The sequence below is a fragment of the Arthrobacter sp. N1 genome, from assembly GCF_048288285.1.
Taxonomy (GTDB): Bacteria; Actinomycetota; Actinomycetes; order Actinomycetales; family Micrococcaceae; genus Arthrobacter_D.
Map to the genome: position 1 here is coordinate 3,139,838 of NZ_CP102608.1, position 21,790 is coordinate 3,161,627.

At 70.4% G+C, this 21,790-nt stretch carries 19 protein-coding genes; 12 read left to right on the plus strand and 7 right to left on the minus strand.

The genetic code is table 11. From position 1 onward, the window contains the following. The first annotated feature begins 39 nt into the window (after positions 1-39). From NVV32_RS14565 to NVV32_RS14600, 8 genes are all read left to right on the plus strand, one after another. Positions 40-1,563, plus strand: a complete 1,524-nt coding sequence (locus NVV32_RS14565) for a sugar ABC transporter ATP-binding protein (RefSeq protein ID WP_422390639.1) — start codon at positions 40-42, stop codon at positions 1,561-1,563. After that, entirely contained in the window at positions 1,560-2,591 is a 1,032-nt protein-coding gene (locus NVV32_RS14570) for an ABC transporter permease (protein ID WP_422390640.1), read from the plus strand. The genes NVV32_RS14565 and NVV32_RS14570 overlap by 4 nt, the downstream gene beginning before the upstream one ends. Then, positions 2,591-3,604: a galactofuranose ABC transporter, permease protein YjfF gene (gene yjfF / locus NVV32_RS14575; protein ID WP_055767331.1), complete on the plus strand. Its 1,014-nt coding sequence runs from the start codon at positions 2,591-2,593 to the stop codon at positions 3,602-3,604. The genes NVV32_RS14570 and yjfF overlap by 1 nt, the downstream gene beginning before the upstream one ends. A 168-nt stretch (positions 3,605-3,772) precedes the next feature. Beyond that, positions 3,773-5,023, plus strand: a complete 1,251-nt coding sequence (locus NVV32_RS14580; RefSeq protein WP_422390641.1) for a M20 metallopeptidase family protein — start codon at positions 3,773-3,775, stop codon at positions 5,021-5,023. A 25-nt stretch (positions 5,024-5,048) separates the two neighbouring features. Then, positions 5,049-5,927: a tRNA (guanosine(46)-N7)-methyltransferase TrmB gene (gene trmB, locus NVV32_RS14585; RefSeq protein ID WP_055767325.1), complete on the plus strand. Its 879-nt coding sequence runs from the start codon at positions 5,049-5,051 to the stop codon at positions 5,925-5,927. Beyond that, positions 5,924-7,141 carry an MFS transporter gene (locus tag NVV32_RS14590; RefSeq protein WP_422390642.1) on the plus strand — a complete coding sequence of 406 codons (1,218 nt, stop codon included), beginning with the start codon at positions 5,924-5,926 and terminating at the stop codon, positions 7,139-7,141. Before trmB ends, NVV32_RS14590 begins: the two co-directional genes overlap by 4 nt. A gap of 120 nt (positions 7,142-7,261) precedes the next feature. Next, the gene (locus NVV32_RS14595) at positions 7,262-8,278 is read left to right on the plus strand and encodes a hypothetical protein (protein ID WP_422390643.1); all 1,017 of its coding nucleotides are present in this window, start codon (positions 7,262-7,264) and stop codon (positions 8,276-8,278) included. Next, complete coding sequence (locus tag NVV32_RS14600; protein WP_055767316.1) at positions 8,275-8,835, plus strand: hypothetical protein; 561 nt, start codon at positions 8,275-8,277, stop codon at positions 8,833-8,835. The genes NVV32_RS14595 and NVV32_RS14600 overlap by 4 nt, the downstream gene beginning before the upstream one ends. Before the next feature lie 247 nt (positions 8,836-9,082). On the opposite strand, the gene NVV32_RS14605 is transcribed toward NVV32_RS14600, so the two are convergent. The 3 genes from NVV32_RS14605 to NVV32_RS14615 all read right to left on the minus strand — a co-directional run bounded on the left by NVV32_RS14605 (position 9,083) and on the right by NVV32_RS14615 (position 11,192). Next, on the minus strand, positions 9,083-9,766 hold the full coding sequence (locus NVV32_RS14605; RefSeq protein ID WP_055767313.1) for an SDR family NAD(P)-dependent oxidoreductase: 684 nt from the start codon (positions 9,764-9,766) through the stop codon (positions 9,083-9,085). A gap of 105 nt (positions 9,767-9,871) precedes the next feature. Continuing rightward, positions 9,872-10,573: a PspA/IM30 family protein gene (locus NVV32_RS14610; RefSeq protein WP_422390644.1), complete on the minus strand. Its 702-nt coding sequence runs from the start codon at positions 10,571-10,573 to the stop codon at positions 9,872-9,874. 52 nt (positions 10,574-10,625) lie between these two features. After that, complete coding sequence (locus NVV32_RS14615) at positions 10,626-11,192, minus strand: hypothetical protein (RefSeq protein ID WP_422390645.1); 567 nt, start codon at positions 11,190-11,192, stop codon at positions 10,626-10,628. Positions 11,193-11,355: 163 nt separating this feature from the next. Between NVV32_RS14615 and NVV32_RS14620 the strand changes: the two genes are divergently transcribed. Together NVV32_RS14620 and NVV32_RS14625 are read left to right on the plus strand one after the other, a co-directional pair. Further along, positions 11,356-11,700, plus strand: a complete 345-nt coding sequence (locus tag NVV32_RS14620) for a PadR family transcriptional regulator (protein WP_422390646.1) — start codon at positions 11,356-11,358, stop codon at positions 11,698-11,700. Then, positions 11,697-12,686, plus strand: coding sequence for a hypothetical protein (locus NVV32_RS14625; RefSeq protein WP_422390647.1), 990 nt, complete (start codon positions 11,697-11,699; stop codon positions 12,684-12,686). The genes NVV32_RS14620 and NVV32_RS14625 overlap by 4 nt, the downstream gene beginning before the upstream one ends. Before the next feature lie 39 nt (positions 12,687-12,725). On the opposite strand, the gene NVV32_RS14630 is transcribed toward NVV32_RS14625, so the two are convergent. From NVV32_RS14630 to NVV32_RS14645, 4 genes are all read right to left on the minus strand, one after another. Next, positions 12,726-14,639 (minus strand): alpha-amylase family glycosyl hydrolase, encoded by a 1,914-nt coding sequence (locus tag NVV32_RS14630; protein WP_422390648.1) that lies wholly within the window; start codon positions 14,637-14,639, stop codon positions 12,726-12,728. A 3-nt stretch (positions 14,640-14,642) separates the two neighbouring features. Further along, positions 14,643-15,584 (minus strand): sugar ABC transporter permease, encoded by a 942-nt coding sequence (locus NVV32_RS14635; protein ID WP_055767295.1) that lies wholly within the window; start codon positions 15,582-15,584, stop codon positions 14,643-14,645. Further along, positions 15,581-17,182, minus strand: a complete 1,602-nt coding sequence (locus NVV32_RS14640) for an ABC transporter permease subunit (protein WP_055767291.1) — start codon at positions 17,180-17,182, stop codon at positions 15,581-15,583. Before NVV32_RS14640 ends, NVV32_RS14635 begins: the two co-directional genes overlap by 4 nt. 136 nt (positions 17,183-17,318) lie before the next feature. Next, positions 17,319-18,620, minus strand: coding sequence for a sugar ABC transporter substrate-binding protein (locus tag NVV32_RS14645; RefSeq protein WP_422390649.1), 1,302 nt, complete (start codon positions 18,618-18,620; stop codon positions 17,319-17,321). Positions 18,621-18,875: 255 nt separating this feature from the next. Between NVV32_RS14645 and NVV32_RS14650 the strand changes: the two genes are divergently transcribed. Then, a complete protein-coding gene (locus tag NVV32_RS14650; RefSeq protein WP_422390650.1) occupies positions 18,876-20,615 on the plus strand; it encodes a glycoside hydrolase family 13 protein in 1,740 nt (579 codons plus the stop codon). 108 nt (positions 20,616-20,723) lie between these two features. Beyond that, entirely contained in the window at positions 20,724-21,737 is a 1,014-nt protein-coding gene (locus NVV32_RS14655) for a LacI family DNA-binding transcriptional regulator (RefSeq protein ID WP_055767283.1), read from the plus strand. The last annotated feature ends 53 nt before the right edge of the window (positions 21,738-21,790 follow it).

Consider the following 21,790-nt stretch of genomic DNA (forward strand, 5'->3'; position numbering starts at 1 on the left):
GGCCTCGCCCACCGCATCCCGCAAGGGAAAGACAGCTGAATGAACGAGATCGTCCCCGTCGTGGACCTGCGCGGCATCTCCATCGAGTTCCCGGGGGTCAAGGCCCTGGACGGCGTCGATCTCCGACTGTTCCAGGGCGAGGTCCACGCGCTCATGGGAGAGAACGGTGCCGGCAAATCGACGCTGATCAAGGCCCTGACCGGCGTGTACGCGATCGACAGCGGGACCATCACCGTCCTCGGGGAGCAGCATCGATTCGCCGGCCCGGCCGAAGCACAGGACGCGCGCATCAGCACGGTGTACCAGGAGGTCAATCTCTGCCCGAATCTCTCGATCGAGGAGAACATCCTCCTCGGCAGGGAACCGCGCCGCAGGGGAGGTATCCACTGGAAGGAGGTGCGCCGCAGGGCCAGGGCCGTCCTCGAGCGGCTGAATCTCGGCCACCTCGATCCCGGATCCGTGCTCTCCTCGCACTCCATCGCCATCCAGCAACTGGTCGCGATCGCCCGCTCGGTCCAGGTGGATGCGAAGGTGCTGATCCTCGACGAGCCGACCTCCAGCCTCGACACGGAGGAGGTGCAGCAGCTCTTCGCGGTCATCCGCTCCCTGCGGGACCACGGCGTCGCCATCCTCTTCGTCTCGCACTTCCTCGAACAGGTGTACGAGATCTCGGACCGCATGACGGTGCTGCGCAACGGCAGGCTCGTCGGTGAGTTCATGACGAGGGAGCTCCCCCGCATGTCGCTCATCTCGAAGATGATGGGCAAGGAACTCGACGCCCTGACGGAGCTCGACCGATCGGACGTCCGTACGCGGCCGGACAGGACCGACGCCGTGCCGCTCCTCCTGGCGGAGAAGCTGGGCCGGAAGGGGTCCGTCGGCAACGTCGACATCGCCCTGTACAAGGGACAGATCCTCGGTCTGGCCGGTCTCCTGGGATCGGGCCGGACGGAGACCGCCCGACTCCTCTTCGGAGCGGATCGCGCGGACCAGGGACAGCTCACCATCAGGGGAACCGCCCAGACCCTGAGATCACCCCGGTCCGCCATCGACCACGGCATCGCGTTCTCCTCCGAGAACCGCAAGGAGGAGGGGCTGATCGGCGACCTCTCGGTCCGGGACAATCTCGTCCTGGCGATGCAGGCCAGCCAGGGGTGGCTGAGGAGGATCCCGGCCCATCAGCAGGATCAGCTGACCGAGAAGTTCATCGGCGCGCTGGACATCCGACCCGCCGACAAGGACGCACTGATCCGCAACCTGAGCGGCGGGAACCAGCAGAAGGTCCTCCTGGCACGCTGGCTGATCACGAACCCGAAGCTCCTCATCCTCGACGAACCGACCCGCGGGATCGATATCGGCGCCAAGACGCAGATCCAGAAACTCATCAGCACCCTCGCCGGGGACGGCATGTCGATCATCTTCATCTCCGCGGAACTCGAGGAAGTGCTGCGCCTGAGCGACCACATCGCCGTCCTCAAGGACCGACGCATGGTTGCCGACCTACCCAACGACGGAGTCACCATGGAAGACGTCATGACGATCATCGCCGGATCAGCCGCATGAACGCGCTGCTGAAGCACCGCCTGACCTGGCCGGTCCTCGCCCTGGTCCTCCTGCTCCTCCTGAATCAGGTGTTCCGCGCCGATTTCCTGGCCGTCCGCCTTCAGGACGGCCACCTGTACGGCAGCCTGATCGACATCCTCCGCAACGGAGCACCGACCATCCTCATCGCCCTCGGGATGACCCTCGTCATCGCGTCCCGCGGGATCGATCTCTCGGTAGGGGCTGTCGCCGCCATCGCGGGCGCCGTCTCCTGCACCTACATCTACACGTCCCCGGACCCCTCCTCGCTGCAGACCGCAGCGGTCGCGGTGGCCCTGGCCGTGGTGGCAGGGCTGGTCCTCGGCCTGTGGAACGGGTTCCTCGTGTCCGTCGTCGGCATCCAGCCCATCATCGCGACCCTCGTCCTGATGACGGCCGGGCGGGGTCTGGCACAACTCGTCACCGACGGGCAAATCATCTCCGTGTCCAACGATTCCTACCAGTCGATCGGGGCGGGCTTCGTCCTCGGCCTGCCCATCTCCATCCTCATCGCCGCAGCGGCCTTCCTCGCCGCCGGGCTCCTGACCCGGCGCACCGCCCTCGGAACCCTCATCGAGGCCGTCGGGATCAATCCGGTGGCCAGCCGCCTCGCCGGCCTGAACGCGCGCACCATCACGATGGCGGTCTACGTGTTCAGCGGACTGTGCGCCGCCATCGCCGGCCTCATGATCAGTTCCAACGTGACGGCCGCGGACGCCAACAATGCCGGCCTCTACATCGAGATGGACGCCATCCTCGCCGTCGTGATCGGTGGGACCTCGCTGGCCGGCGGTCGGTACAGCCTCGTCGGCACCCTGATCGGAGCACTCATCATCCAGACGCTGACCACCACCGTCTACACGCTCGGCATCCCCCCGGAGGTCACCCTGGTGTTCAAGGCCCTGGTCGTGATCATCGTGTGCCTGCTGCAATCGAGCCGGGCCCGGACCCTGCTCAAGCAACGCAGACGACCCGTCACCGCGACCTCCGACGTCAAGGTGGCCATCTGATGTCCGTCGTCACCCGGACCCCCGCACCCCTGAACCGGACCCGCATCAGCCTGCTCCAAGGCAAGGCGCGCTACGCCCCCACCCTGGCGACCGTAGGCCTGTTCCTGGCGATGTTCGCCGCCGGCGCGGTCATGTATCCCGGCTTCCTGTCCGGTCAGGTCTTCCTCAACCTCCTCGTCGACAACACGTTCCTCATCGTCCTCGCCGTGGGCATGACCTTCGTGATCCTCACCGGAGGAATAGACCTCTCCGTCGGGTCCGTCGTCGCCCTCTCCATGATGATCGCCGCAGCCCTCCTGCAGGCGGGCTGGAACCCGATCGCCGTCATCGCGCTGGTCCTCCTGACCGGGGCAACCTTCGGACTCCTCATGGGCCTCGTCATCCAGGTCTTCGAGATCCAGCCCTTCATCGTGACCCTGGCCGGGCTCTTCCTCGCCCGCGGTCTCTGCTACGTGATCAGCGTCGATTCGATCACCGTCACCGATCCCTTCTTCACGGCCATGGCCCAGGCCCGCATCCCCCTCGGCGGACGGATGTTCATCTCCCCCGGCGTCGTGATCGCACTCCTCGTGGTCACCCTCGCCTTCTACGTCCTGCACCAGACCCGGTTCGGACGCACCGTCTACGCCATCGGCGGCGGAGAATCCTCCGCCCTCCTGATGGGACTGGCCGTACCCCGCACCAAGGTGCTCGTCTACGGGATCAGCGGGCTGTGTTCGGCGGTCGCCGGCGTCCTCTTCTCCTTCTACAGCCTCTCCGGATACAGTCTCGCGGCCACGGGGCTCGAACTGGACGCGATCGCGGCGGTCGTGGTCGGCGGGACGCTCCTCACCGGCGGCTACGGGTACGTGCTCGGCTCCCTCGCCGGCGTCCTCATCCTCGGCATCGTGCAGACGTTCATCTCCTACGAGGGCACCCTCAGCTCCTGGTGGACACGCATCGTGATCGGCGCCCTGCTGCTGGCCTTCATCCTGCTGCAGAAACTCTTCTCCCGAAAAGTCCCGGTCACCTGACAGGTGCCCGCGACCGGATGCGGGAGAGCCCGGACCGGTGTGCCGTCGGGGGCGCGATACCCCGGCGGTGCACCGACGCGGTGAGCCGCGCAGCCGGCGTCTCGCCAGCGGTGCGCTCATCTGCGAGGGTGGGAGCACCAGTGCCGCAGCCCCTGCCAGGAGGAACCCATGACCCTGTCCCCAGACACACTGCTCGAGGACGCGCGGGCACTCTCCGGTGACATCGCCGATCTCCGGCACCGGCTCCACCGCGAACCCGAGCTGGGGCTCGACCTCCCGCGGACGCAGGAGAAGGTCCTGCAGGCGCTCGACGGACTCCCCTACGAGATCACCCTCGGGACGGATACGACGTCGGTCACCGCCGTCCTCCGCGGCGGAGCCGGCCGGGCGGCCGCGGGTGCTGCACCCGTGGTCCTCCTCCGCGGCGACATGGACGCGCTCCCGGTGCAGGAGGCCACGGGCGTGCCCTTCAGCTCGGAGGTCGACGGCGCCATGCACGCCTGCGGCCACGACCTGCACACCGCGATGCTCGCCGGCGCCGCGACCCTGCTCGCCGAGCGGCGAAGCGAGCTCCCGGGCGACGTCGTGCTCATGTTCCAGCCGGGCGAGGAGGGGCACGACGGCGCCGGCGTCATGATCCGCGAAGGCGTCCTCGACGCAGCCGGCAGGAAGCCCGACGCCGCCTACGGCATCCACGTGGTGTCCTCCCTGCTCCCCACGGGGGTGCTCGCGAGCCGCAGCGGCCCACTGATGTCGGCATCGGACGGGCTCCTGGTCACCGTCCGCGGGGCGGGCGGCCACGGATCCTCGCCCCATTCGGCGAAGGACCCGGTGACCGTGGCGGCGGAGATCGTCACGCAGCTGCAGGTCATGATCACGCGGCAGTTCGACATGTTCGACCCCGTGGTGCTGTCCGTCGGCGTGCTGCGTGCCGGGACGCAGCGGAACATCATCCCGGAGACGGCGCGGATCGAGGCGACGGTCCGGACCTACTCGGCGGCGAACCGTGATCGCATGACCGAGGCCGCTCCGCGACTCGTCCGGCACATCGCGGCCGCGCACGGCCTCGAGGCGGACATCGAGTACCTCCACGAATACCCGGTGACGGTCACGAACCATGACGAGACTGCACACGCCGAGGCGCAGGTGGGCGCCCTGTTCGGCGCCCACCGGTACCTCACCATGCCGCAACCCATGAGCGGTTCGGAGGACTTCTCCCGCATCCTCGAGGCGGTACCCGGTTCCTTCCTCTTCCTCTCGGCCGTCGCGCCGGGCGCCGACCCGTCCGGCTCGCCCTTCAACCACTCGCCGTACGCGGTGTTCGACGACGGCATCCTGGCCGACGGCGCCGCGATCTACGCCCAGCTCGCCATCTCCCGGCTGGCCTCGGACGGGAGGCGTCCGACCCCGGCCGTATGAGGTGCAGCCGGTAGCCTTGGGGGCGATGGAGCCTCGAGAACAGAACCCCGACCAGCCGCACCGCACCCAACCCGTGTCCTTCGTCCGCCGGGGGTCCCGCCTGCAGGGCAGGCGCCGCGAGGCATGGGACGATCTCGCAGCGGCGTTCCTCATCGACGTCCCGCGGATCGAGAACGCCGACACCTCGGTGGCACCGGGTTTCGTGCTCGACGTCGCCGCCGCCTTCGGGCGCTCGGCTCCCCTGGTCGTCGAGGTGGGGTCCGGCCTCGGCGAGGCCATCACGCATGCAGCGGAACTCGATCCGGATCGCGACTACCTCGCCCTCGAGGTGTACCGTCCCGGGCTCGCCCAGACCATGCTGCGCATCAGCCAGAGAGGCCTCACCAACGTGCGGACCGCGCAGGTGAACGCCGCGGAGGCCTTCACCGGCATGATCCCGGCGTCGTCCGTCGCGGAACTGTGGACCTTCTTCCCCGACCCGTGGCACAAGGCCCGCCACCACAAACGCCGGCTGGTGAAGGAGGACTACGTGGAGCGTGCCGCGCGCGTCATCGAACCGGGCGGCGTCTTCCGGCTCGCCACGGACTGGTCCAGCTACGCCGTCCAGATGCGCGAGGTCCTGGAGGCGAGCGGGGACTTCGTGAACCTGCACGCCGGCGAGCGCACGGGCCCGGAGAGCCCGCTCACGCAGGTGTGGGCGAGCGGCGTGGAGGCAGTGGTGGGCGGTGCTCCCGTCCGGGCGGGCAGGGACCCGGTGAGCACCGGGAACACCGGCGTCAACGAGGGCACGGACGAGCGTGGCGGCTGGGCCCCGCGCTTCGAGGGCCGCACCCTGACCAGCTTCGAGAACAAGGCGATCGCGGCCGGACGGATGGTCTTCGACCTCGCCTACCGTCGCGCGTGACGGATGGGGCCTGGGCGGGCCACGCCAGGGACTCCCCCGCCTACCGGCAGATCCTCCTGGCCCTGCTGTTCGCCGGGCTGGCGACCTTCGCCCAGCTCTACTCGCTGCAGGCCGTGCTCACCGGCGTCGCCGCGGAGTTCGGGGTGTCGGCAGCCGGCGCCGCACTGACCGTGTCGGCGGCGACCCTCGGCCTCGCCGGCGCCGTCATCCCGTGGTCGGCCGTCGCCGACCGGGCCGGGCGCCGCAGGACCATGGCGTGGGCCATCGGTGGCGCCGTCGTCCTCGGTCTCCTGGCCGCGCTGGCGCCGACCTTCGAGGCGCTGATCGTCCTCCGGTTCCTCGAGGGGGTCATGCTGGGCGGGGTGCCTGCGACGGCGCTCGCCTACCTCTTCGAGGAGGTGCAGCGGATGCATGCCGCCGTCGCTGCGGGAACGTACATCGCGGGAACCACGCTCGGCGGACTCGCGGGCCGGCTGGTCGCCGGGCCGGTGGGGGATCTTCTCGGCTGGCGGGCGGGGGTGCTCGCGGTCAGCGCCATGGCCGGCGCTGCCGCGGTGGCCTTCGTGCTCCTCGCGCCCCGTGCGCGGGGTTTCGTCCCCGTCCTGCGGGGTCGGGGACCGTCCCTGGCCGCGCGCGTCCTCGTGAATCTCCGGTCGTCCCGCCTGCTGGCGGTCTACGCGCAGGGGTTCCTCCTGATGGGCGGGTTCGTGGCGGTCTACAACTACCTGGCGTTCCGGCTGGAGGCTCCGCCCTTCCTGCTCCCCGCCTCGCTGGTCAGCCTGCTGTTCCTCGCGTACCTCTCCGGCACCGCGACGTCCCGTCTCGCGGGAGGCATCAGTGTCCGTGTCGGACGCCTCCCCGTCCTCCTCTCGGTGCTCCCCGTGATGCTCGTCGGGCTGGCCGTGACGCTCTCGGACCTGCTCCCGCTCGTGGTCGTCGGGCTCGTGGTCTTCACGGGAGGGTTCTTCGCCGCACATTCCGTCGCGTCCGGGTGGACGCCGCTGCTCGCCACCGCGGGCCGCGCCCAGGCCGCGGGTCTCTACAACGCCGGCTACTACGCCGGTTCGAGCGTCCTCGGCTGGGTCGGCGGTCTCTTCTTCGGGTCGTACGGCTGGCCGGGCGTCGCCGGGTTCGCCGCTGCCCTGTGCCTGGCCGCGGGACTCCTCGCCGTCGTCGCGCTGCGGGGAGCTCCCGGCGCACATCCGCTCAGGTGACACGGGGCACCGGCCGCGCTGGTCAACACGCCGTGCCCGGCTCCCCGCCACCCGCCGGACACGGGTAGATTCGCTGGAGCAGCCGGACGATCCCGGACGCCGACCAGGGGACGCAGGGACATGGGTATTTTCAGCCGCCGGAGGGCCGGCGGGGACGCGATCAGCGCCTTCTGGGACTGGTGGGCGGACGACGGCGAGGAACTGCTGACCACCGCGACCCGGGCCGGCGACTTCGACGCCTACGTGGACGTCATGACGCGTCGCGTCCGGGCGATGGCCAGGGGACTCGAATGGGAGACCAGGACGGGCACGGACGCGGAGCACACGCTCTGCGTCTCGAGCGGCGGTGACGCGGCGCTCCGCCCCGTGGCCGAGCGCTGGTACCGCGCATCGCCACCGGCCGGCAGGCGCTGGGAGTTCGTCCCCGCCCGGAGCGCGAAGCCGGACATGCTCGACTCCACCATCACCTATCGCGGCAGGACCTTCGACCTGCGCCGCACGCGCGTCCACGCGGCGGCGACCCGGGCCGGCGACGGCTTCATCCTGTCGGTCCACCACCCCGGGTTCACCGGCCAGTGGGACGACGAGCACGGACTGTGCGTCCTGCTCCTCGAGTGGCTGCTGGGCGAGGACGACGTCGAGCGCTGGGTGCGACGCGTGGACTGCATCGTGCACGACGTCGTCGACAGCATCCCCGCCGCCGAGGTGCCCGGACGCGTGCGGGATCTCGCCCGGACCCTGCCCGAGCCCGGTTGGCTCGTCCTGCAGGGCCGGCACGGGAGCGGCGCACCGGTGACCGTGCGTGTCCTGCGCCCCCTGCGGTGGATCGACCATCCTCGCTTCGACCTGCACACCACCGTCCGCGCGGTGTTCGACGCCGACGAGCAGGGGCTCCCGGCGCCAGGAGCGGTGGCCGGGCTCGACGAACTCGAGGACACGCTGGTCAGGTCCCTCGGCATCCGCGGGATGCTGGTCGCGGTGGAGACCTCCAGGGGGGCCAGGACCCTGCACTTCTACTCCGACTCCGAGGACCAGAACGGGCGCGATGCCCTCGATATGGCCGTGCGCGAGCGCCGATCCGTCACAGCCCGGCATGCCGTCGATCCCGGCTGGAAGAAAGTACAGGACTTCACATGACCTACCGCTCCCCCACCTTCGTCGGCCACCTCATCGGGGCATCGTTCGGCCTGGTGTTCGTCCTCGTGAACGCCACCGGGCTGCCGGTCGTCCTCGCCACCACCCTGAGGGCCGCCGCCGTGGCCGCGTTCGTCGTCGTGGTCCTCGGGTTCCTGCGGACCGCACAGGACCTCCGGCGGGCCGGGCGCGCCCGACCCGCCGGATTCACCCGGTTCTACTGGTTCGTGGTCCTGATCGAGGCCCTCGCGCTCTTCGGTGGCCTCGCCGTGCTCCGGCAGGTGGAACCCGCCGCAGCGCTGGGCTGGATCGCCCTGGTGGTGGGCGTGCACTTCTTCCCGCTGGCGCGGCTGTGGCCGGAGGGCCGGCGTCAGCTGGTCGCGATCGCGACGGCGATGACAGCCCTCGGCGTGATCGGGCTGGTGCTGGCCTTCTCGACGCGCGACGCCGTCCTCGTCGGCGTCGTCTCGGGGGTCGGGTCGGGGCTCGTGCTGCTGGGCTGGTCCCTCGTCCAGTCCGTCGGGACCCTCACCGGCCGCCGCAGCACAGCGGGCACCTGACCGTTCGCGCCCCGACGGACGGGATGCGGACACCGCGTGGTGCGCGGTGGCAGCACTGTTCGGCCTGGTCTGCACCGCGGCCACCTCGGTGCTGATCCTCCGGACGTAGGCCGCCGCCGGGGCGCGGGAGTCGGGGGGACCGCCCGCGCAGGGCACGTCCGCGAGCGTGGGACAGGCCACGGCGAACGGCCGTCCGGGGTGGTCCGAACCGTGACGCCGACAGCGCCGGCGCCACGGACAGGGCGGGTCAGAAGGCCGACGACGGCAGGTCGCGCTCACCCTCGACGATGGCCGTGATGATGCGCCCGGCGACCGATCGGGGATCCTTGCCCTGCGGCAGTTTCGGCGCCTCGCCGGCGATCGGCCTCGTGGCGAGACCGGTCTCCGTGTGGGGTGGCCTGGCGTCGAGCACGCGTACGCCCTGTCGACGCAGCTCGAGGGTCAGCGCCTTCCCGTAGGCACTGAGGCCGGCCTTCGTCGCGGAATAGGCGGCCATCCCCGCGGTGGGGCTCTCGGCGACGACAGCACTGATCTGGGCGATGAAGGAGTCCTTGCCGAGCCTCGGCGCCACCTCGCGCATCAGCCGCATGTAGCCGAGCAGGTTCACGAGCATCAGTTCGTCGAGGGTGTCGTCGTCCACCTCCACAGCAGGACCGAAGGCGACGACGCCGGAGGCGAACACCACGCCGTGGAGTTCCCGCCCGTACACCGCAGCGGCGATGTCGGCCGGCCCCGTGGGCTTGCCGAGATCGGCGGCCACCTGCCCGACGACGGCCTCCCCCAGGTCGCCGGCGAGGACCGCGAGCTTCTCCTCCGACCGGCCCGAGAGGGTGAGCTGCGCGCCCTGGGCGGCAAGCTGGCGTGCCAGCTCCGCGCCGAGCACACCGGTGGCGCCGACGACCAGGACGTGGGTACCGCTGAGTTCAGTCATGGGCTCACTGTAGCAACGGGCTCCGACCGTCCCCGGGGCAGCGGATACCGGGCCGTCCGGCCCTTCGATCCCCTCCGGCACAGGGCGCGGGAGGGCGCAGCGCGCTCAGTACTGCGCCGGCGGACCGCCCCGGTGGTCCCGACGTTTCAGCTCGTCGAGCTGCTGCTGCACGGACGCCTCCGCCTCCAGCTCCTCGAACGCCTGCTGGAGCCGGGGCGACGACGGGTCGGACCAGGACAGCTCCTCGCGCGCCCGGGCCTGCGCCTCGAAGCGGCGGACCTCGAGCTCGGCGCTGCGGCGGGCCGCCTCGATCGAGGCGGCCTCACGGGAGGAGGATGCGAGGGCCTCGTGGACGCCGATGGCGGCCTGTGCCGCCGCACGCCGCGCGACCATCGCGTCGTACTCCATCGCGTTCTGCCGGACGCGGTGTTCCAGCCGCTGCACGTCCTCGTGGAGCCGCCGGGCCTGCTGCTCGGCCTCGCGGAGCTGGGCGGTGAGGGTGTCGAGACGTCGCCGCGCCGTCATGGACTCCCGGATGGCGGCACGGGCGGCGTCGTCGTCCCCACGCCGGACCGCCGCAGCCACGGCGGCTTCCACCCGGTTGAGGTAGGCCGCCGCCTCGTTCGCGGCCAGCCCCACCCGGTGGTGGTGGGCGGCGACGTCGGCAGCGCCCCGCCGCGCCTGGTCGAGCAGGGTGCGCTGCGCCGACTGAGCGTTCTGTGCCTCGACGCGCGGGTCCTGCTTCGCCTCCACGGCGGCACTGCGGTTGGCCTTCACGATGCGCGTGATACGCCGTCTGATCGTCACGTGGACCCCCGGTGGTCGCTGAAGTGGTGTCGTCCCTCCCAGACTGAACCGATCACCAGTCCGGGCGGTTCCCGTAGGTGTCCCGCCAGGTCCCCATGGCCGAGATCTCTCCCTGCAGACGGGTGGTGGCCTGATCGAGCTGGCGGGTGTCGATGGACCGCGAGGTCTTCAGCAGGCTTCGGCGCAGTTCCGCCGAGAGCTCGTCGAGGGCCTTGGCCTGGGCGGCGAGATCGGTGGTCAACTCCTCCTTGAGCTGCCGGTTGGGCTCCCGGTCCGCGGTGCGCAGCATGTTCTCGAGGGAGGCCGCTGCCCGGTCGATCTCCGCTGCGGCCCGCGGCAGGTCCCCGACCGGCCGCCCCTGTTCGGAGGCTTCCTGCAGCGCGAGGTGGGTGGCGCGCGAAGACCGCTTGAGTTCGCCGATGAGCCGTGCGGGTTCACGCGTGACCCGGTCCGGGGCGTACGCGCGGGCCGCGAGCATGCCGCGGTCCCGGGTGCGCTCGATGACGCGCGAGCGCCTGACCTTCCGCACCACGAGCCAGCCGGCGATGCCCGTTCCCGCTCCGATGGTCGCGAGCACCCCGGCACCGACCGCCAGGGTCTCGACGAGAACCTCAAGCACGGTGCTGATCCGGAGTGGCTGCCATTCCTCCAGTCTGCCCTCGTCCTCCGACAAATTCCACCCGGACCCGAGGACGGGGCAGGGGTGGGCTCCCGACGCTTCCGACTCCCGCGCTTCATCGTGCCTCTTCCAATACTGTGCGTCACACAGTATTGTTCTCGTCATGAGCAGAGACGACGACCTCGCTGCAGGGCACCTGCAGGAACTGCGGCGGGGAACCGTCGTCCTGGCCTGCCTCACCCGGCTGCGAACGCCCGACTACGGCTATTCGCTCCTCGAGTCACTCGACGTCCTGGGCATCCAGGTCGACGCGAACACGCTCTACCCACTCCTCCGCCGCCTCGAGAAGCAAGGGCTGCTGGTCAGCGAGTGGAACACCGCCGAGTCCCGTCCCAGGAAGTTCTACCGGACGAGCCCGGCGGGCGACGACCTCGCCGCACTCCTCACCGACGACTGGGATCGGCTGACCGCATCACTGCATCGCCTCTCCGAAGGGGAAGAACCATGACCAGCCTGACCGACCGCTACATCTGGGCCGCTGTCCGCACCGTTCCCGAATCCGAACGGCCGGATCTCGAACTCGACATCAGGGACCTGATCGAGGGCGCCGTCGAGGCGCGGACCGCCACCCGCCACGATCCCGCAGCCGCCGAACGGGACGCACTCTCCGAGTTGGGGGATCCGGAACGGCTCGCCGCGGACTACGTCGACCGACCACTCACGCTGATCGGACCCCGCTACTACCTCGACTGGCTCAGGCTCCTCAGGACCGTCCTGCTCATCGTCGTCCCCCTCGCGACGGTGGCCGTCCTGGTCGTCCAGCTGCTCACCACCGGGAGCATCGGCGGTGCGATCGGCAGCGCGGTATCCACGGCGATCACCGCCACGGTCCACATCGGTTTCTGGACCACCCTGCTGTTCGTCGTCCTGGAACGCAGCGGGACCACCGACGGCACCATGGAGTGGACCGTCGACCGCCTGCCCGACCTGCCCGACCACGACCGGAGCGCACGCCTGCCCGAGTTCATCGCCTCCCTGGTGTTCCTCGGCCTGTTCGCCGGCGCGATCGTCTGGCAGCAGCTCCGCTCGGTGGTCCGGGACGAGGCCGGCGGAGCCGTCCCGCTGCTCGACCCGGCACTGTGGTCCTTCTGGATCCCGTGGTTCCTCGGCCTGATCGCCGCCGAAGCCCTCTTCGCCCTCCGGGTCTATCGACGAGGCTGGTCCTGGTGGTCCGCAGTGGTCAACCTCGTGCTGGGGCTCGCGTTCGCCGTGCCGGCCCTCCTGCTGTGGGCCGGCGGCAGGGTGCTCAATCCGGCCTTCACCGACGCCGTGGGGTGGGATCCGGCGGTCGCAGCGGGAGGCGGGTGGACGGCGGGCGGCATCGTGGTCGCCGCCGTCGTGATCATCGCCGCCTGGGACGTGGCCGACGGCTTCCTGAGGGCGCACCGGGCGCTCGCCGCGCACCCTGCAAGCCCGCTCTCCGCACATCGCTGACCCCAGGACCGCACCCGGTCCGGACGGGCACGACGGCGTTCAGCGGTCCCGACCGCCGGGGCCGGTGCCGGGGAGGCGCCACGCCTGCGCCCCCGGACCCTGCCCGGAGAACACGAGGCCGTCGGTGCCTGCGACGACTCCGCCGCCGGGCAGGCGCAGGCCGATCGGTTCCGCATCGGCCCAGCTCCCCGGCAGGAGCCCGGACGGGACCCGGACGCCGTCGTAGTCGGCCCGCGCCGCGACCAGGAGCACGCACTCCTCCTCGTGCTCGCGGAGGAGGACGACGGCGTCCGCGTCCGCAGCGAGCCATCGCACCGACCCCTGCCGCAGGGCGGGGGAAGCCTCGCGGAGCGCGGTGAGGGACCGGAGGTGGGCGCTCAGGCTCCCGGAGGCACCGTCGGCCGCCCCCCAGGGCAGGGGCGTCCGGGAGTCCTCGCCGTTGACTCCGGACAGGCCGAACTCGTCGCCGGCGAACAGGGTGGGCAGCCCGGGGAGGAAGCAGGCGAGCACCAGCCCGACGGCCGGTCCGCCCTCGATCATGACGGACGCGGCCCGCGCGGTGTCGTGCGTGTTCAGCGCGGTCAGGGTCTGGGTCCGGACCCGCCAGGAGAAGCCCGAGGCGAGGGCGGTGTGCGTGGCCACCAGGTCCCGGCCCTCGATCCGGGGGACACCCCGCACCGGTGTGCCGAAGAAGTTGAGGTCCGCCGTCGCGCCCGGCCCCCGGCTCAGCCATTGCCAGAGCGGCCGCGTGAAGTGTGAGTAGGTCATGCCGCCGTCCCATGCACGGCCCGCGAGGTCCTCCGTGGCATCACCCGTGGATTCCGCGATCAGCATCAGGCCCGGCCGCACCGCGTCAATGGTGCCCCGGATGAGCGCGGCGACCTCCCGGCTGTGGTCCTCGGCCCCGTGGCGGCCGGTCATGTTGGCCACGTCGATGCGCCACCCGTCGAGGCCGAACGGCGGGAGCAGCCACCGCGCCACCACGGAATCCGGGCCCTCGACGAACCGGCGCCGCAGCTCGGCCGAGGACCAGTCGAGCTTCGGCAGGCTCGGGACGCCGAACCAGCTCGCGTACTCCGTGCCGTCGTCGCTGACGTAGTAGAAGTCCGCCTCCGCGCTCGCGGGATCGGCGAGCGCCTGCAGGAACCAGTCGTGGCCATCGCCCGTGTGGTTCACGGTCAGGTCCCCGATGACGGCGATACCGCGCTCGTGCGCCGCCCCGACCAGGCGGACGAGCGCCTCGTCGCCGCCGAGGAGGGGGTCGACGACGTCGAAGGTCGTCGCGTCGTAGCGGTGGTTGGAACGGGCGGGGAAGAACGGGGTGAGGTAGAGGACGCTCGCGCCGAGGTCGGCGAGGTGATCGAGCCGCTCGCGGACGCCGTCGAGCGTCCCCCCGTAGACCTGGCGGGGCGTGAGCCCGCCGTGCGGCCGGACCGGCTCGTGCCAGGCGCACCCGACCGCCCACTCCGGCAGGTCCCGCGGCACCGCGTCGTGGGGCGGACCGTCCGCGGACCGGCCGAACCGGTCCGGGAACACCTGGTAGACCACGGCATCCTGCACCCAGCCCGGCGGCGCCGGACGGCAGTCGATCCGGAAGTCGTCCCGGTCGGCCGGGTCCGTGGTCGAGATCCCGACGGCGCCGAGCCAGCGGTGGACCGGCCCGTCCCCGCTCGGCAGCTCGAGGAGGAAGCGGTACCGCAGCGTCGGGTTCACGGCGGTGACGCGCGCTTCCCACCACGACCACGCGGCGTCGTCGTTCCCTGCGGACGGCCCCCGGGCCTCGTCGTAGTGCGCTTCGCCGTCGCGCAGGGACCGGACGAACACGCGTCCGGGGCGCCCCCAGAGGGCGGGGACCCGGATGCGGATCACGAGCTCCTCCCCCAGCGACGGTGACTGCTGCGGGACGTAGAGCGGCGACCCGTCGTGGTGCGGGGCCAGGAAGGACTCCTGCACGTGTCAGCCCTTGACGGAACCGGCCACGAGACCGTTGGTGATGTACTTCTGCAGGAACAGGAACAGGGCCATCACCGGGACCGCTGCCAGCACGGCGCCGGCGGCGAAGACGCCCCAGTTCTCGGAGCGCTGCTGCGCCACGTAGGAGTAGAGGCCCACGGCGAGGGTCTGCGACTCCGGGTCCGTGAGCACCACGCTGGCGATGACGAACTCGCTGCTCAGCCCGATGAACGCCAGCAGCCCGACGACGGCGAGGATCGGCGTGACGAGCGGCAGGATGATCGTGAAGAACACCTGCACGTGGCTCGCGCCGTCGATCCGCGCGGCCTCATCGAGCGACTTCGGCACGGTGTTGAAGAACCCGTACATGAGGTACGTGTTCACGCCGAGCGCTCCGCCGAGGTAGACCATGATCAGGCCGAGCTGGCTGCCGAGGCCCAGCCAGGGCACGACGTCGGTGATCGCATTGAGGAGCAGGAAGATCGCGACGACGGCGAGCAGCTGGGGGAACATCTGGAGGATCAGCAGCGACAGCAGGCTGACGCGGCGCCCCGTGAAGCGCATGCGGCTGAACGCGTAGGCGGCCAGCGCCCCGAGGAACACGGTGGCCGCGCTCGTCACCACGCCGATCACCATGGTGTTCATGAACCAGCGGCCGAAGGGACGCGTGGGATCGCTGAACAGGGCCTCGAAGTTGCCACCGTCGAACGCGGTGAACAAAGCGTTGGACCCGGCCATGGTGCCGTTCGAGTTCAGGGCGGCGGAGAGGACGTACAGGAGGGGGAACACGGCGAAGACCGTCGTGACGACGCCGACCACGTGCCGCCAGCCCTTGTGCCGGAACCACTGGCCGAAGGAACGCTTGCGCTGTGCGGGGACGGAACCGGACCCCCCGGACGGGGTGGGGGCCGGTGCTACTGCCTGCGGATCGATGAACGTGGTCATCCGTTGATGTCCTCCAGAGCCTTGGTCTGCCGGAAACTGATGGCGGAGATCACGGCGACGATGATGAAGATGATGATGGACAGGGCACTGGCGAGGCCGTAGTCGCGGCCCACACCTGTCCCGAAGGCGATCTCGTAGACCATGGTGATGAGGATGTCGGTGTGGCCGATGTTCGCCGTCGTGTTGTCGAAGCGGGGCCCGCCGTCCGTCAGCATGTAGATGACGTTGAAGTTGTTGAAGTTGAACGCGAAGCTCGCGATCAAGAGGGGCGCCACGGAGACGAGCAGCAGCGGCAGCTTGATGGCGGTGAAGGTACGCCAGGCGGAGGCACCGTCCATGCGGGCGGCCTCGTTGACCTCCTCGGGCAGCGACTGCAGTGCTCCCGTGCACACCAGGAACATGTAGGGGAACCCGAGCCACAGGTTGACCACGAGCACGCTGACCTTCGCGAGGACCGGGTCGGTCAGCCAGGGGATGTCCGCGCCGCCGAAGAAGGTGTTGTTGACGAACCCGAACTCCGGGTTGAGCAGACCGGACCAGACGAGGCCGGCCAGGAACGCCGGGAAGGCGTACGGCAGGATCATCAGGATCCGGTAGATCCGCTTCCCGCGGAGGTCCGGCAGGTTGAAGGCGTTGGCGAGGAAGAGCCCGAGCGCGAAGGTCGAGAGCACCGAGACGATCGCGAAGGTGAAGGTCCAGAGGACCACCTGGAGGAGCGGCCCCCGGATGTTCTGGTCCGAGAACGCCTTCGTGAAGTTGTCGAGGCCGACATTGATCTTCCATCCGGTACTGAGCTGCTCGCCGTCCTCGGACTGGAACGAGCCCTCGCCGCGATCGGAGTAGGTGGCGCCGGTCTCGAGGTCCGTGAAGGTGCTGGTGTCCTCGTCGTAGCTCAGCGACGGGCGGTACACGTAGGCGTTGGAGCCGTCGCCGGTCTTCAGGCTGCCGTCCTCGGGGTCGTCGGAGAACGGGACCGTGATCGCGAGGATGTCCGCCTGGTTCGCGAGGACCTCGCCGAACTGCAGGGCGCGGTAGCCCTCGAGTTCCGTGCCCTTGCCGGTGCCGTCCGTGACGGCGTCCTCGGCCTCCTCCAGCGGCTCACCCGTGGTGCCGACCGAGACCGTGCCGTCGGGCTCGGTGGCCAGGAGGTGGAAGACGCCGTCGCGCTCGAGGATCGTGACCCGGTACGCGGGCGAGTCGGGCACGCGCTGCTGTGCCGAGAGCTGGATGGCGTTCACGGCGTCGGCCTTGGTGCTGTTGTGCCCGTCGCCGTAGTTGGTGAAGGCCACGTAGCCGCTGTAGATCATGACGAAGACCTGGAAGATCACCAGGAAGAAGATGCCGGGCGCCAGGTACTTGGCGGGCAGGCCGCCCCGGCGCAGGTAGACCCAGTTGATCAGCACCGTCACGACGGCGGCGAACACGAGGACCAGCCATTTCTCCTGCAGGAAGAGGGTGATCATGACGTAGACGGCGAATGCGTCCACGAGCCCGAGCAGCACGATCTTCACGAGCAGGCCGAGGGTCGAGTCGGCGCGGAGGGCGGTCTTCTTCGGCGGGCGCGTTGCGGCCGGGCCGGGAGGGGCCAGTGTGGGCATGGGGGGAGCTTTCGTTGATCGGCGACGCTACTGGGTGGATGGCCACCGCCGGGAATCGCTCGACCGGCGGTGGCCGGCCTGCTGCCGGAGCAGCCGGGACGGCGCCCGCCGTCTGGACGACGGGCGCCGCGGGGTCCTACTGTCCGGCGATCTTCGCCTCGATGTTGCCGACCATGGTGGTCCAGGCGCCCTCGGGGTCGCCGCTGCCCTTGATCAGGGCGAGCTCGGTGGCTCCCCAGTCGGCCCAGACGGCCTGCATCTCGGGCAGTGCCGGCATGGGGACGCCGTTGGCGCCGATCTCGCCGAAGGCTGCGACGATCGGATCCGAGGCGGCCTTGTCGAAGCTGGCCTTCAGCGCCGGGGGGCGTCCGCCGACGTCGTACATGGCGTCCTGTGCGGCCTCGGTGCTGAGGTAGTTCACGGCGAACTCGTTCGCGGCGAGCGCGTTGACGCTCTGCGAGGAGATGAAGAAGCCGTTGACGCCGATGAACGGCTGGGCATCCTCGTCACCGACCGTGGGGAGCTTGTCCACGGCGAGGTTCAGGCCGGCGGCCTGCGCGTCGGGGACGTTCCAGGGACCGGTGAGGAAGTAGGGCGACTCCCCCGCGTTGAACTTCTCCTTGGCGATGTCACCCGTGATGTTGGAGTTGATGATCTTCGATCCGGTGTCTCCCCATTCCACGAGCTTCTTCGCGAACTCGACACCGCCGGGCTCGCCGAGCAGCAGTTCGTCGGCGTTGTAGCTGCCGTCCTCGTTCTGGCCGAAGACCGGTACGCCCAGGGACGTCTGCAGCGGGTACAGGTGGTACGGGTCTCCCTGCTTGGGGTCCATGCCCACGAGGAACGGGTAGACGGCGGATCCGTCGGCGACGGCGGCCTCGCCGTTGGCGATGACCTCGTCGAAGGTGTCCGCAGGCTCGGGCACGAGGTCCGTGTTGCGGAGCAGTGCGATGTTCTCGAGGGCGTAGGGGACGCCGTAGACGCTGCCGTCATAGGTCATGGCCTGGACGGCGGACTCCTGGAACCCGGCGGCCTTGTCGCCGAGTTCGACGGGCGCCACGACCCCGTTCTGGACGAACGTGCCCAGCCAGTCGTGGGGGCCGACGATCAGGTCCGGGCCCTTGCCCGTCGGCACCTGCGTGATGAAGTCGTCGCGCACGGCGGCGAAGTCCTTGACCGCGAGCTTGACCTCGATGCCGGTGTCCTCCTTGAAGGACCTGGTGATCTCCTCGAGGGCCGGGGCGCGCTCGGCGTCCACCCACATGGTGAGGGTCGTCGATCCACCCTCGGCGAGGTCGGCGGCCGCTGCGGAGGTGGTGGTGGTGGACGAGGACTCGGAAGCTCCCCCTCCGCAGGCCGTGAGGGCCAGGACTGCAACCGACATCACGCCGGTGATCAAAGCGTGCCGACGCGTCGGCTGGGTGGATCGCACCTTCATTGGTGAACCTTTCATGAGCGTCTTCGGTCAGTCCCCCGGCGGCGGACGGGGAGTCTTGGAGCCGGGAGACGTCGATGCCACGACCGCTCCGGGGACGGAGCTGCGGTGACCCGAGTCACAACTGTAAACGCTTGCAAGATTTCTGCCTAGTCCGCGCAAGATCAACGCAATATCGCTGACAAACCAACAAAGCCAGCCCACTGATGGTTGGAAACGCTTCCAGAACATGCCCGGTGTGGGCTTAGGATGGTCCGCATGCCCGAGATCGCCCCCCTGCTCGGCGAGTCCCTGACCTCGCCCGCCGCCTTCCACACTCCGCTGCACGCACCGCACGAGGAGGACCAGTGGTGGCGTTCCTCCGTGATCTACCAGGTCTATCCGCGGTCCTTCCGTGACTCCAACGGTGACGGCACGGGCGACCTGCCCGGGATCACGGGCGAACTCGCGCGCCTGGCGGAGCTGAGCATCGATGCCGTCTGGCTCTCGCCGTTCTACACCTCGCCCCAGCGCGACGGCGGCTACGACGTGGCCGACTACTGCGACGTCGACCCGCGATTCGGCACGCTGGGCGACTTCGACGCCCTCGTCGGGCGGGCGGACGCCCTCGGGATCCGCGTGATCGTGGACCTCGTCCCCAACCACTGCTCCAGCGACCACACCCTCTTCCAGGCCGCCCTCGCCGCACCCGCCGGCTCCCCCGAGCGCGCGATGTTCATCTTCCGCGACGGCCGCGGCGAGGACGGCAGCATCCCGCCGAACAACTGGCAGTCCCACTTCGGCGGGCCCGCGTGGACCCGGACCGTCGCTGCGGACGGCGCCCCCGGCCAGTGGTACCTGCACCTCTTCGACTCCTCGCAGCCCGACTTCGACTGGGACAACCCGGCCGTGCGCGCGGAGTTCGAGCGTGTCCTGCGTTTCTGGCTGGACCGCGGCGTCGGCGGCTTCCGCGTGGACGTGGCGCACGCCCTCATCAAGGCCGAGGGGCTGCCCGACTGGGGCGGACGCGCCGACGGCGGTTCCACCGAGGGCTTCCCCGGCTGGGAGGCACCGATGTTCGGCCAGGACGAGGTGCACGCGATCTACCGCCGGTGGCGGGCGATCCTCGCCGAGTACGACGGCGAACGCATCCTCTGCGCCGAGGCTTCGATCGATCCCCTGCCCCGGCTGACCGACTGGGTCCGCGCGGACGAGATGCACCAGGCGTTCAACTTCGCCTACCTGCACCACCCGTGGAACGCCCACGCCCTGCGGGACGTCATCTCCTCCTCGCTCACGGCCTTCGACGCCGTGGCGGCGCCCACCACCTGGGTGCTCAGCAACCACGACGTCGTCCGGCACACCAGCCGCTTCGGCCTCACCGACGGCACGCCCCGCGGTGGTGACGGGATCGGGCACAGCGACCCCCAGCCCGATCTCCACACCGGCCTCGCCCGCGCCAGGGCGGCGTCGCTCGCCATGTTCGCCCTGCCCGGCGGCATCTACCTCTACCAGGGCGAGGAGCTCGGTCTCCCCGACCACACCTCCATGCCCGACGACGCCCGCCAGGATCCGACCTTCGCCCGGACCGGGGGCGAGCGGATCGGTCGTGACGGGTGCCGCGTACCGCTGCCGTGGCGCGCGGACCAGCCGTCCTCAGGGTTCGGCGGGGCGGACTCGACCGCAGCACCATGGCTCCCCCAGCCCGAGGGCTGGGCGGGGTTCGCCCGCGACGTCCAGGCTGCGGACCCGGATTCCACCCTGTCCCTCTACCGCACGGCCCTGCAGCTGAGGCGGGATCTGCGCCTCGGTGCGGGATCACTGAGCTGGTCCCGGCCGTTCGAGCAGAGCGACGTCGTCGCCTTCCTCAACGGCGAGGTGCTCGTGGTCCTCAACATGGGTGAGTTCGCCGCTCCCCTGCCTCCCGGCACGGTCATCGCGGCCAGCACGCCCGGCGCGGTGGAGGACGGCCTGCTGGTCCCGGACGCCTGCGTCTGGATCCTCAGCACCGCCGGATAGCGGATCCGCGCCCGATCCGGGATGATCGGGCGGGGCACGCCGACCGGCGCGCCCTTCACATCGTCCCGTGCCGGCCCTACCGGCCGGGAGCGCAGACCCAGGGGGACCATGGCCGGGATCAAGGATGTCGCCGAACTCGCCGGCGTCTCCACGGCCACCGTCTCCCGTGCCCTCAGCGGGAATGGGCGCGTGTCCGAGCGGGCCCGAGCCCGCGTGCTGCAGGCCGCGAAGGAACTCGACTTCGTGGTCAGTTCGACGGCGTCGTCCCTCGCCTCGGGACGGCACCGCAACATCGGCGTCGTCGTCCCGTCCGTGGCCCGCTGGTACTACTCCCAGATCCTCGACAGCGTGGCCGCATCCCTCCTCGAGGCGGGGTACGACCTCACGCTGTACAACCTGAACGAGGACGCCGGGTCCCGGGACCGCGTCCTGTCGGAGTTCCTGCTGCGGCAGCGGTGCGACGGCGTCATCCCCGTCTCGCTCGAGCTGAGCCGTGACGAACTGGGCCAGCTCCTGGCGGTCGGGAAGCCGGTCGTGGGCATCGGCGGCCCGCTGCCCGGAGCCGAGACCTACAGCGTCAACGACCACGAGATCGCGGAACTGGCCACCGAGCACCTGATCACGCTCGGGCACCGCAGGATCGCCCACATCGGCGGCTCGGACGCCTTCGAGAACGACTTCCGCATCTCCGGCACCCGTCGGCACGGCTACGAGTCGGCCATGGCCGCCGCGGGGCTGGACATCCTGGACTCCTGGCGGATCGACGGCGACTTCACCATCCAGGGCGGCTACGCCCAGGCCAAGCAGCTGCTCGGGTATCCGCGGGACACCCCCACCGCGGTGTTCTGCGCCTCCGACGAGATGGCCATCGGCGCCGTCCTCGCCGCGCGCGAACTGGGACTGCGCGTCCCCGAGGACGTCTCGGTGATCGGGATCGACGGGCACGAGCTGGGTGAGGCCCTCGGCCTGACGACGGTCGCGCAGTTCCCGCAGGAGCAGGGCCGGCGGGCCGTCGGGCGGCTCCTGCAGATCCTGCAGGAACCGGACGCGCACCGGCCGACGAACCATGCCGCGCGGACCGCCCTGATCATCCGCTCCAGCACGTCCGTCCCGAAGCCCTGAGGCGCGGCCGCCACCGGACGACGAAGGCCCGGCCCCCGTGCGGGAGCCGGGCC